At 34.6% G+C, this 11,850-nt stretch carries 11 protein-coding genes; 10 read left to right on the top strand and 1 reads right to left on the bottom strand.

Annotated features, from left to right (window positions below):
* Window positions 1-56: 56 nt before the first annotated feature.
* The 10 genes from G602_RS26460 (at window position 57) to G602_RS0112640 (ending at window position 11,526) form a co-directional block, all read left to right on the top strand.
* On the top strand, window positions 57-833 hold the full coding sequence (locus tag G602_RS26460) for a 3-deoxy-manno-octulosonate cytidylyltransferase (protein WP_044932024.1): 777 nt from the start codon (window positions 57-59) through the stop codon (window positions 831-833).
* Window positions 834-839: 6 nt separating this feature from the next.
* On the top strand, window positions 840-2,450 hold the full coding sequence (locus G602_RS0112680) for a hypothetical protein (RefSeq protein ID WP_026659358.1): 1,611 nt from the start codon (window positions 840-842) through the stop codon (window positions 2,448-2,450).
* A 38-nt stretch (window positions 2,451-2,488) separates the two neighbouring features.
* Window positions 2,489-3,109, top strand: a complete 621-nt coding sequence (locus G602_RS0112675; protein WP_026659356.1) for an HAD family hydrolase — start codon at window positions 2,489-2,491, stop codon at window positions 3,107-3,109.
* A gap of 722 nt (window positions 3,110-3,831) precedes the next feature.
* Window positions 3,832-6,024 (top strand): hypothetical protein, encoded by a 2,193-nt coding sequence (locus tag G602_RS0112670; RefSeq protein ID WP_026659355.1) that lies wholly within the window; start codon window positions 3,832-3,834, stop codon window positions 6,022-6,024.
* Window positions 6,025-6,031: 7 nt separating this feature from the next.
* A complete protein-coding gene (locus G602_RS0112665; protein WP_026659354.1) occupies window positions 6,032-7,198 on the top strand; it encodes a glycosyltransferase family 2 protein in 1,167 nt (388 codons plus the stop codon).
* Window positions 7,189-7,863 carry a methyltransferase domain-containing protein gene (locus G602_RS0112660; protein WP_026659353.1) on the top strand — a complete coding sequence of 225 codons (675 nt, stop codon included), beginning with the start codon at window positions 7,189-7,191 and terminating at the stop codon, window positions 7,861-7,863. The genes G602_RS0112665 and G602_RS0112660 overlap by 10 nt, the downstream gene beginning before the upstream one ends.
* A gap of 47 nt (window positions 7,864-7,910) precedes the next feature.
* Complete coding sequence (locus tag G602_RS0112655) at window positions 7,911-8,795, top strand: AraC family transcriptional regulator (RefSeq protein WP_044932021.1); 885 nt, start codon at window positions 7,911-7,913, stop codon at window positions 8,793-8,795.
* Window positions 8,796-8,992: 197 nt separating this feature from the next.
* Complete coding sequence (gene gmd, locus G602_RS26455; RefSeq protein ID WP_044932019.1) at window positions 8,993-10,081, top strand: GDP-mannose 4,6-dehydratase; 1,089 nt, start codon at window positions 8,993-8,995, stop codon at window positions 10,079-10,081.
* Window positions 10,082-10,096: 15 nt separating this feature from the next.
* Window positions 10,097-11,038, top strand: coding sequence for a GDP-L-fucose synthase family protein (locus G602_RS0112645; RefSeq protein WP_026659351.1), 942 nt, complete (start codon window positions 10,097-10,099; stop codon window positions 11,036-11,038).
* A 38-nt stretch (window positions 11,039-11,076) separates the two neighbouring features.
* On the top strand, window positions 11,077-11,526 hold the full coding sequence (locus tag G602_RS0112640) for a sugar phosphate nucleotidyltransferase (RefSeq protein WP_026659350.1): 450 nt from the start codon (window positions 11,077-11,079) through the stop codon (window positions 11,524-11,526).
* A 31-nt stretch (window positions 11,527-11,557) separates the two neighbouring features.
* Here G602_RS0112640 and G602_RS0112635 read toward each other — a convergent pair.
* On the bottom strand, window positions 11,558-11,850 hold a 293-nt coding region (locus tag G602_RS0112635; RefSeq protein WP_026659349.1), incomplete at its 5' end, for a transposase.

Genomic DNA, 11,850 nt, shown 5'->3' with positions numbered 1-11,850 from the left:
TATATGGTCAGGGCTTAGTAATAAATAATTTATGTTTTTATGGAAGGAGTAAAAAAATGAAAGTAGTAGGTGTTATTGCGTCAAGGTATGACTCAACAAGGTTACCTGGAAAAGCGCTTAAGGACATATGCGGGAGACCAATGGTATGGTGGGTTTATCAGAGCGTTTTAAACGCAAAAAAATTAGATGAGATATATGTTGCTACAGATGACGAAAGAATAAAAACTGTTTGTGAGCAGAATAACATTCCGGTCATTATGACGAGGAAGGATCATAGAGAGGCAGCTAATAGACTTCAGGAGGTTTCACAAACTATTAGCGCTGATTTCTATGTTCAGATTAATGGTGATGAACCATTATTAAATGCAGAGCATATAGATGCTGCTATACCAGCAGATATCCCTCAAGATGAAGAATATGGTACAAATTTAATGACCAAAATTACTAATCCAGTGCAAGCGCTTGATGCTTCAAATATAAAGGTGGTATTTGACGAAAACAATTATGCGACATATTTTTCTCGTACGCCAATTCCTTATCCATATAGGAGTATAGAATATGATTTTTACAAGCATGTTGGAGTGATAGGGTATAACAAAAAAATGTTGGATTTTTATGCAACAAATCCACCAGGAAGATTTGAAAAAATAGAGGCAATTGCTACATTAAGGTTTACTGATTATGGAAAAAAATTACTATGCATAGAAGTAGAAGATACAGATAGTTTATCAGTAGATACACAAATGGATTTAGAATATGTCCGTAAGGTTATTGATAATAAACTCAAGCAAGGTGAGTTAGAACATTATAGAGTACTTCTTGATCAGAGGTAAAATTAAATGAATAATAAGATAAGACTATTAGATTGCACACTAAGAGAAGCGCCATTAGAAGGCCTTATGTGGGGAGATATGTCAATTCGCAAGATGATTCATGGGCTTGAATTGGCGAATGTAGACATAATAGAGGTGGGATTTTTAAAAGATACACCATATGTATTTGGGAGCACTTTATTTAATAGAGTAGAAGAAATAGAACCATATTTGGTTAATAAAAAGAGTGAGGTTATGTATGTCGCATTGGTTGATTATGGACGATATAACCTTGATAACCTTAGTGAGTTTGATGGAAAGTCAATTGATGCTATTCGCGTTTGTTTTAAGCATGACGAGATAGGAATGGTTTTAGATTATGCAAAAAAAATAAGAGATAAAGGGTATAAAGTAGCTATACAACATGTTGACACTCTTGCATATTCTGATGAAGAAATTTTGGAATTTGTTAATTCTGTAAATGCTTTTATGCCATATGCATATTCTATAGTTGACACATTTGGTGCTATGTATGATGATGATATGTTGCATATCTCAAAAATTGTTGCAGAAAGACTGAATGAGAAGATATTGCTAGGCTTTCATGGGCATAATAATCTTATGTTGGCTGATGCTAATGCTCAAAAATTTATAGTAGAAATTGGTAGTAGCAGAGAAGTTATAGTTGATTCATCATTGTATGGATGCGGGAGAAGTGCTGGAAATGCGCATACTGAGCTGTTAGCGCAATTTCTTGATTTTAAGCATAATGCAAATTATGACATAAATGAATTGTTGGATTTAATTGATACAGTAATTTCTGCAGCCCAGGAAAAAACAACATGGGGATACAGTATACCATATTTTATTGCAGGAATGCATAATGCCCATACATTTAATGTTAAGCAGCTTCTTAAAAAACATAATTTGAGATCTAAAGACTTACGTGGGATAATAGAGAAATTAGATGATACTCAAAAAAAAGCATATGATTATGCATTGCTTGAACAACTATATATTGAATACTTTGATAAGCAGATAGATGATAGCAAAATTATTTCCAAATTAAACTTAGAATTAAAAAATAGGATTATACTCTTGTTAGCTCCTGGTGTTTCTGTTTCTACGTATAGAAATCAGATTAATGACTTTATTAATCATAATTCACCAATAGTTATTGGAGTTAATAACTTGATTGATGGATACAAGTTTGACTATATTTTTTTCAGTGCAGCGAGTCGCTATAAAAATTTGCAATATCAAAGATATATATCGTCTGGAAATCCACGTTTGATTATTTCGTCAAATGTTTCGGATGAAATAGATAATGATAATTATGTTGTGAATTATAAATCTTTAATTAAATCTGGATGGGTTAATTTTGATAGTTCAATAATATTACTATTCAGGCTACTTATAAAATGTGGAGTCCAAGAATGTTACATAGCTGGTTTGGATGGATTTAAAAGAGTTGGCGCAAATTTTTATACTAAAGAATTGGATCCGGGAATTGATGAAAGTGAAAGAATGGAAGTGGCTAATGACAACTATAGTATGATGAAAGATTTAAAAAGAGAGCATCCAGAGTTTCACGTTCATTTTATAACAGATAGTATTTATCAAGAAATTTTTTTGTAAGAATACCGAACGGTAAAAAAAGAAAGGATTATCTTGAAATGAAAAATGTAATATTTGATCTTGATGGATGCTTGATTGATTCTAGTGAAGTACAAAAAGCGGCATTTTTTGGTGCGTATGAAGAGATTGTTGGAGATGATAATTGTCCAACATATGAGGAATATATTAAGTATACAGGAGATTCAGTTGATAATGTGTTTAAAAAATTAGGGCTGCCTGCTTCCATGGCAGCACCATTTAGAAGAATTAGTTCTGAATCAGTTGACAAGATAAAAGTAAATTGGGACGCAATAGATTTAGTAAGAAGTCTAAAAAGAAATGGGTGTAATATAGCAATCTGTACTGGAAAGGACCATGATAGAACAGAGGATATTTTAAAATATTATAATGTGTCCGAATTATTTGATGTTCTAATTTGTGCAGATGATGTAAAAAGTCCGAAACCATCGGCTGAACCAATAAAGAAAGCATTAGAAAATTTGTGCTGTTCTAAAGAAGAGGCAATAGTTGTTGGAGATGGTTATAGTGATATAATTAGTGCTAAAAGGGCTGGTGTTCGATCTGTGCTAGTGCTATGGTATGGCGAAAATGGGGTACCTAGAGAAGCTGATTATACAGTCAAAAGTGTTGAAGAGCTGAGGACAATATTACAAGGATAAGATATCAATTTGTTGTGAATTGTATATGTACTGTTTTTGCTTGTGGATTTTCTTATACGCTTATATTGCCATAATTTATGAAGGCATTATTTGAGCATATAGTAATTTTTTTCATTCTTAATGGTCATTATTAGTATCTACTCGACCGTTACTAGTGATAAGAATATGTAATTATTTAGGAATTATGTGCAATAACAGTTGATTGATCAGAGTAGTTCATTTGGTCGTCTTAGTCTGATGTAATTTTTGCTTTGCGTTCATGAGATACTTCCATTGTCTTAGCGTGAATCGCTGAAAACGCAAATCGCGTGTTGCTATTTGGAGAAACCATCTCATGAGTATGGTAGTATTAGAAAGATACTCGTTATTGAGGACTTACAATTCATGGGAGCTTAGGGTACAGAGTACATGGATAGCATAGACAGAATCGAAGTTGAGCGTATGTTTAGATTACCAAGGCATAGTCATGAACTTGGGCTTATCATGACATAGCGCGAAGATACAACTCCCAGCTGAATTATGTTGTCTATCATATCAATGAAAGTAGATAGTCTACTAAGGCTTTCGTTGTTCCAAAAAATGATTTTGATTTTTACTAGTGCAATTGTTGTTATATTTTTTGCAAAGCGTCGGCTGAAAATAAGCCGGTTGCTGAGCATACACTACATATGCTTTACAAGAAATAAACTGCTATACTTTGAGTTAGAATTCGGAATATAGAAATGAAGAAAATAATAAAATTTGAAAATGTTATTAATAGACATGCTATTATCATCATAATAATATTGTTTATTTTTAGTGTTATTATAAGATATAGTTTAATACCTTGCCCAGAACGAATAACAATTTATAACGATGAGCTTAGATCATATGGTATAGCCGAAAGTATAGCGACTGGTAGGGGGATATCCATATTTAATACAAATCATTATTTTACTGAAATTTTGTATTGTCTAATTATTTCACCAGCCTTTTTTTTTCGGTTTGATAGAGTTATTCAGTTTCGTGTTATAGCTGTCATTAATAGTATATTGATTTGTTCGGGAATTTTTCCGACATATTTGTTAGCAAAGCGGATATCTAAAGGTAAAGAGATATTTGCTTTGCTATTTGGTTGTATTTATTGTATTTTGCCAGATCTTACATATTCATTGTTGTATTATAGCGAAAATATCCAACTTCCAATGACGATTTGGATGATTTACACTATCTATATTATTTTTTCAGATGCTAGGGAAATAGTTTCATTAAGGTATGTAATTGAACAATTTATAATAGGTATTCTTTTTTCTCTTTTATATATGTCTAAAATGGTTTCTTTAATTTTTCCAATTGCTTATTTTGTTACATTATTGTTTGAAATGTTCATTAATAAGGAAAAATTTAGAAATAAGGATTATATTAAGAAAAGATTGGTAGGATATGCATTTTCAATTTTAATTTTTGGGGTATTTCTTATTATCATATTTTGCTTTTTCTTAGGTGGACGAAGTTTTCTTAGAATGGGGGTAATGAATCCGAATGTTTTAGACTCTTATGAGAAATACATATATTTGCTATATGGAATACTATATTATTTGCTTAATGTATGCCTAGCTGTTGGAATAGTGCCTATTATAATTCCGTTAATAAATTTTAAAAAGCTAACTCATACGGATAAAGTATTATACGCCTTTTTGATGATTGCTTTAGGTGGTCTTGCAATCGTTAATTCATATACATGTTCTTTGAGAGAGGATTTTCCGCATTTGATTCCAAAAGCAAACGTAAGATATGCAGGGTGGTTTTTTCTTCCTATGTGGATGGTTTATGGTAATGCACTAAAGGAGAGTATTTCTCATAAAAAGAAGCAGTTTCTTTTACTGATTGGAGTAATAGTAGGTGCTTTATATATGGTAGTATATAAAGGTGTTACTTATTCACAAGCTGATCAAACTATGCTTTGGTATCTTGTGAATTTTACTGAGAAGCAGATGATCTATATTGGCATTTTTATTACTATCTTTATAGTAGCTAGTCTATTGGTTTTTTATAAATCGCCATATCTTCATATTTGTGTTTTTAGCGTAATCATGCTTGTTATTTTATTATATGATAATGTATATACGATTAAGGCACGTATTCAAGATCACGTTATAAGTAAAAAAGATTACTCAGAAATCAGTATGGTTGAAAGCTTTATAATACAGCATCCTGATTCGGAATTCTTATATGTAATTAATGATCGTACTATTGATAAGTTTGAAAAGTTAGGTGATACATATCTGAATTATCAAAATGTGACAAGGATAAGTTTATATGAAATTCTTGAGCATCAATTAGAAGATGGAACGATTAATCTTAATGATATTGAAAATGAAAGACTGACGGAAATAAATAATATTGATTATTTAATTGTTGAACAAGATTGGGGAACTGAGTTTGAAGATTATAACGCAAAGGATGTTACTAATAGTGAATATTATGATATATTAGAAAACAGAAATGATGGGAACAAGGTAATTTCTGCTATCAATTTTTGGTGGAGTGTTCCACTGGGGACAAAAATATTTAATATTTCAGCATCGCGATTCTTCACGCAGTTTGAAGAAGATGGTACAGGGGGATTCGTTTCACAAGAGAATAAACAAGGGTCATTACTTTTTGGGCCATATACTACATTATCACCAGGAAAATATGATATTACTTTTTTATATTCATATGATGGAGATTTGGAAGAGGGAACTCCATTAGGTCGAGTTGGAATAAGAGGTTCAGAAGATTTAACCGCTTATGATACAATATTTTATGCTGGCGATGAGTATGTTAGCCTAAATGATATAACAATTAGTAACTTTTGTTCACAGTTTGAAACTCTTATGATTACATCAAATAGTAATATTCGTGTTTATGCGATAAAAATAACTAGGAAGTAGGATATTAATGAAAAAAACAGTTACGGTATTAATGCCGTGTTTAAATGAAGCAATAACACTACCCGTATGTATAAGGAAGGCAAAGGATGCTTTAGAAAAAATGGGGGGGTGCGTAGATGGAGAAGTGCTTGTTGCAGATAATGGCAGCAATGATGGCTCTATAGAGATCGCGGAATCCATGGGGGCTAGAGTAATACATGTAGAACAAAGAGGATATGGTTCAGCGCTCCGGGCAGGAATAGATGCAGCAAAAAGCGAATATATTATCATGGGTGACGCTGATGATAGCTATGATTTTTCAGCTATTAAAGTATTTGTAGATAAGCTTGACGAAGGATTTGACTTGGTAATGGGGGATAGGTTTGCAGGTGGAATACAACCGGGAGCTATGTCATTTTCTCATAAGTATATAGGAAACCCTGTGTTGTCGGGTATTGGTAGACTTTTTTTTAAAACAAAAATTAGAGACTTTCATTGTGGGATGAGAGGATTCCGCAAAGAAAGCATACAGAAATTAGACCTATGCACTACAGGCATGGAGTTTGCTTCCGAAATGGTTGTTAAAGCTGTTTTATTTGGCTTGAAAATATCAGAGGTTCCCATAAAGTTATATCCGGATGGAAGGAATAGACCGCCACATCTCCGATCACTACCTGATGGGTGGCGACATTTGAAATTTTTGCTTATATATAGTCCTAAATGGTTATTTTTTTATCCGGGATTACTAATGACTATAATTGGTTTTGTTGGTATGCTTATTCTTTCCTGCTTTACCATTCATATTGGCAAAGTACAGTTTGAGATAACAACAATGTTCTATTTTGCTATTCTGTTATTAACAGGCTGTCAAGCAGTTCAATTTTCATTATTTACAAATATATATGGTAAGAAGATTGGACAGCTTCCTGCAACGTCAAAATTATTTGATAATTTAGAATCTTTTATTAGCAGATTTGGGTTAGGAATGGCTCTCTTGCTTGTATTAGCAGGATTGACAGGAATTATAGCTACTTTAGTGACTTGGTCCGGAGTAGGATTTGGAGAATTGCCAGATATGTCGGTGCATAGATTGGCAATTCTGTTCGGAACGCTATTTATATTAGGGATTCAATTTTTCTTTTCAGGATTTTTCATTAATGTACTGTATATGGGAGACGAAAAAATATGGGGATGAAATCTGAGGCGATAGATTATTTTGCATATGATAATAAATTTCTTGGATTTAAAACGTATTTTTCGATTAAAGCAAGAAAGAAGATGTTTGAAAATTTCATGCAATATGTAAAGCCGACTGATAAATCAGTAATTTTAGATCTCGGAGCAACGCCAGATACTAAGCTTGCCGATTCTAATATTTTTGATAAATTGTATCCATACCGGAAACAAATAACTGTATGCAGTATTGAGGATTGTAGTAATATCGTTTCTGATTTAGGATTGAAAGGATTTGTTTTTAATGAGGCTAAAAAGCCGTTGCCTTTTGAAGATAATAGATTTGATGCGCTTTTTTGTTCGGCTGTTCTTGAACATGTTGGCAACAGAGCTGATCAAGAGTTTTTTTTAAACGAGTGCTTAAGAGTCAGTAGAAAAGTATTTCTCACTACTCCATATAGATATTTTCCTCTTGAGATGCATACGTTTATTCCGTTTTTGCATTGGCTTCCATGGAATTGGTTTCAAAAGATTGTACGGGTGACAAAGGGGGAGTTTTGGGCAAACACGGATAATTTAAATGTGCTATGTAAAAAAGATATAGATAAGATGAGGCTGATAAGACAAGTAAAAATTGAATTTGTACGTACAGCCGGTTGGAAGAGTAATATGATTATAAAAGGATAACTGTTTTTTAGTTTTAAATGCCTATCAATTATTGGGATTGTAAAAGCATGAAAGAGCAAAGAAATGAAGAATTCTTTACAAATAATGAATCCTCGATAGTAACATCTGAGAGAATTCTTTATACTGCTAGTTCTTTTGCGCGAGGAAGCCTCCTTCATTTACAAGAAATAGGAGAATTGACTGCAAATAGAACTCATGAATCATCGCGTTCAAATCTGCAATCTTTTCTGTTTTTTATCGTTATATCTGGATCGGGCAAGCTGCATTATGACAATAGAGATTATAGTTTATCTACGGGAGACTGTGTCTTTATCGATTGTGAAAAAGCTTATAGCCATCGCACAAATGAACCGAATCTATGGACTTTGAGATGGTGTCATTTTTATGGGGCATTTCTTCATGCGATTTATCAAAAATACTGTGAACGTGGAGGAAGGCCTATTTTTCGACCGAAAGATGTGAATATAATCATAGATGTTTGGAAAAAATTGATGGCTACTGCAGCCAGTTCAGATTATATGCGGGATATGCTTATTAATCAGCATCTGTCAGAGCTAATGGTTTGTATTATGTCTGAATCATGGCATCCGGAAAATCAGGAAAATTTGCCAAAGAAAAAATCATTGATGTACCCGGTAAAAGAATACCTTGATAAGAATTATCGGCAAAAGATTACTCTTGATGGTCTTTCGGAAATGTTTTTTATCAATAAGTATTATCTTGCCAAAACATTTAAAGACCAATATGGACAGAGTATAAATTCCTATCTTCTCAACACACGGATAACAAAGGCTAAGCAGTTATTACGTTTTACAGATAAGAGCGTCGAATCAATTGGCATCGAATGTGGTTTGGGGGCAGCTCATTATTTTAGTTCAAAATTCAAAGAGATAGAAGGCGTCCCGCCTAGTGTATATAGGGAACAGTGGTAATCTACTGTTCCTTATTTTTTATTTATAAAAGCCAATATTTTGTAAGTAAAAGCCAATATTGTGAATTCAATATGGTTTAATCTTACGTTAATATATCCTAGCAAAATGACGAATGCCTTTTATTGAGCTAAGATTTTTAATATGAAATAAGAGCAACATTGATAGCAATATATTATAAATTTAGGAGGTACCTATATATGAAGAAGGCACTTATTACTGGTGTGACTGGACAGGACGGAAGTTATCTTTCAGAGTTTTTAATTGAAAAAGGGTATGATGTACATGGTGTAATACGTCGTAGTTCAGTAGATTTTCGTGAGCGTATTGCTCATTTGGAGGGTACTCCGCATTTTCATCTTCATTATGGTGATTTAAGTGATACATCCTCTTTGGTTAAGGTCATAGGAATGGTAAAACCTGATGAAATCTATAATCTTGCTGCACAAAGTCATGTTCAGGTTAGCTTTGACAGCCCTGAGTTTACAGCTGATATTGATGCGACTGGCGTACTTCGTGTTCTTGAAGCTGTAAGGATTACAGGATTAGCTGAAACATGCAGGATATATCAGGCTTCCACTTCTGAACTATATGGGAAGGTTGAAGAGGTTCCGCAGTCTGAAACCACTCCGTTCCACCCATATTCTCCGTATGCTGTTGCAAAGCAATATGGTTTTTGGATTACGAAAGAGTATCGTGAAGCATACAACATGTTCTGCTGTTCAGGTATTCTTTTTAATCATGAGTCAGAACGCCGCGGAGAGACTTTTGTCACCAGAAAAATCACTTTGGCGGCAGCTAGAATTGCTCAGGGGAAACAGGATAAGTTGTATTTAGGTAATCTTTCATCTCTTCGCGACTGGGGATATGCAAAGGATTATGTGGAGTGTATGTGGCTCATTCTTCAGAATGATAAGCCAGAAGATTTTGTTATTGCTACCGGTGTACAGCATAGTGTACGCGAGTTTGCCACATTAGCATTCCATCATGCTGGGATAGAGCTTGAATGGTCTGGCGAAGGCATTAATGAAAAGGGCATCAACAAGGCTACAGGAGATGTAGTGGTAGAGGTAAGTGAAGATTTTTACCGTCCTACAGATGTAGTAAATCTTTGGGGCGATCCCAGTAAGGCAAAGAGAGAACTAGGATGGAATCCTACTAAGACATCGTTTGAGGAACTTGTAAGAATCATGGTTGAGCATGATATGAAAAAAGTGGCTGTGGAGAGAGCAGAAGAACATATAGATATGAATCTAGCTGAGTATCTGGAGAAAGGTGTGGTGAAATAAATGAATGTAACACCCATGGATAAAAATGCAAAGATCTATGTGGCAGGTCATAGAGGAATGGTTGGATCTGCTATAGTCAGGGAACTTAAAAGACAGGGATATGAAAACCTTGTTCTTCGTACACATAAGGAACTTGATCTTACAAGGCAGGAACAGGTCGAGGAGTTTTTCAGAACGGAGAAACCGGAGTATGTATTTCTTGCTGCTGCTAAGGTTGGTGGAATTATGGGGAATGCTACCGCTAAAGCAGATTTTATGTATGAAAATATGATCCTTGAAATGAATGTTATCCATTCTGCATGGCAGAATGGCTGTAAAAAACTTGAATTTTTAGGATCATCTTGTATATACCCGAGGCTTGCACCTCAGCCTATGCCGGAAAATTGTCTTCTTACAAGTAGTTTGGAAGAGACTAATGAAGCATATGCATTGGCTAAAATTAGTGGCCTCAAGTACTGCGAGTATTTAAATGGACAGTATGGGACAGATTATATTTCTGTAATGCCTACAAATCTGTATGGGCCTAATGATAATTATCATCCTGAGCACAGTCATGTGCTCCCTGCACTTATTCGCAGGTTTCATGAAGCAAAGGAAAGCGGTGCTGATTCTGTAACTTGTTGGGGCGATGGAAGCCCACTTCGTGAGTTTCTTTATGTGGATGATCTTGCAAATCTTTGTGTTTTTCTTATGAATAATTACAGTGGAAATGAGACAGTAAATGCAGGTACGGGTAAGGAACTTTCAATTAAAGAGTTGACGGAACTTGTTGCCAAGGTTATAGGATTTGATGGAAAGATTTTATGGGATCCAAGTAAACCAAATGGAACACCAAGGAAATTACTTGACGTAAGTAAGGCAAAAGCTCTTGGGTGGACATATAAGACGGAGCTTGAAGAAGGAATCAAACTTAGTTATGAAGACTTTCTCAATAATCCTATGAGAGCTGAACGCTAATTTTGTGTGCACAATGAAGAGAGTATGAAAGGATTTTTATGAATATTATTTTATTAAGCGGTGGATCTGGCAAGCGTTTATGGCCATTATCTAATGATATCCGATCTAAGCAATTTATTAAAATTTTTAAAAAGGAAGATGGTGAATATGAGTCAATGGTTCAGCGTATTTATGGTCAGATTAAGACTATAGATCCTGATGCTACTGTTACAATTGCTACATCAAAGTCACAGGTTTCAGCGATTCATAACCAGCTTGGAGAGGAAGTGGGAGTATCCGTTGAGCCTTGCCGTCGTGATACTTTTGCAGCTATAGCACTTGCTACTGCATATCTGCATGATATCCAAGAAGTACCGGAAAATGAAGCTGTAGTAGTATGCCCGGTTGATCCGTATGTTGATCTTAGCTATTTTGAATGTGTCAATAAGTTATGTGCAGAAGCAGAAAAAGGTGATAAAAATCGGCTCTTCAGGGGTAATGGTGGGTGAAAAATGCCATCATCCCCAGCATTTATGCTGATCATGCGCCTCGAGGTTTTCTGTTAGGAAGTGGAATACTCAAATCCGAGCATACTAAGTAGACCATATCGAGCATGTTTTGGATGTTGCGAAAACCATATGCCTTACGGATAATCAGCTTGATTTTGTTATTAGTAGCTTCAATTCGAGCGTTACTCATGCCTAGCCTTATTGCATTCAGTATGTGCTCCCTGTGACGTTTGATCTTGAGGTAAAGTTCCTTGAAAGCACCAATCCTGCTGTGACTTGCCCACCAGAGCCAACGATTGAGGGCGTCCTCTGCCTCATCCGTAT

The organism is Butyrivibrio sp. AC2005 (assembly GCF_000424145.1).
Classification (GTDB): domain Bacteria; phylum Bacillota; class Clostridia; order Lachnospirales; family Lachnospiraceae; genus Butyrivibrio.
Note: the sequence above shows the minus strand (reverse complement) of the source record. Positions and strands in the feature narration are given on the sequence as shown.

Bases quoted from the DNA above. Each gene is read 5' to 3' on its own strand.
- G602_RS26460 (WP_044932024.1), top strand. From the start codon at position 57: ATGAAAGTAGTAGGTGTTATTGCGTCAAGGTATGACTCAACAAGGTTA.
- G602_RS0112665 (WP_026659354.1), top strand. From the start codon at position 6,032: ATGAAAAAAACAGTTACGGTATTAATGCCGTGTTTAAATGAAGCAATA.
- G602_RS0112645 (WP_026659351.1), top strand. From the start codon at position 10,097: ATGGATAAAAATGCAAAGATCTATGTGGCAGGTCATAGAGGAATGGTT.
- G602_RS0112660 (WP_026659353.1), top strand. From the start codon at position 7,189: ATGGGGATGAAATCTGAGGCGATAGATTATTTTGCATATGATAATAAA.
- G602_RS0112670 (WP_026659355.1), top strand. From the start codon at position 3,832: ATGAAGAAAATAATAAAATTTGAAAATGTTATTAATAGACATGCTATT.
- G602_RS0112655 (WP_044932021.1), top strand. From the start codon at position 7,911: ATGAAAGAGCAAAGAAATGAAGAATTCTTTACAAATAATGAATCCTCG.
- G602_RS0112680 (WP_026659358.1), top strand. From the start codon at position 840: ATGAATAATAAGATAAGACTATTAGATTGCACACTAAGAGAAGCGCCA.
- G602_RS0112640 (WP_026659350.1), top strand. From the start codon at position 11,077: ATGAATATTATTTTATTAAGCGGTGGATCTGGCAAGCGTTTATGGCCA.
- gmd (WP_044932019.1), top strand. From the start codon at position 8,993: ATGAAGAAGGCACTTATTACTGGTGTGACTGGACAGGACGGAAGTTAT.
- G602_RS0112675 (WP_026659356.1), top strand. From the start codon at position 2,489: ATGAAAAATGTAATATTTGATCTTGATGGATGCTTGATTGATTCTAGT.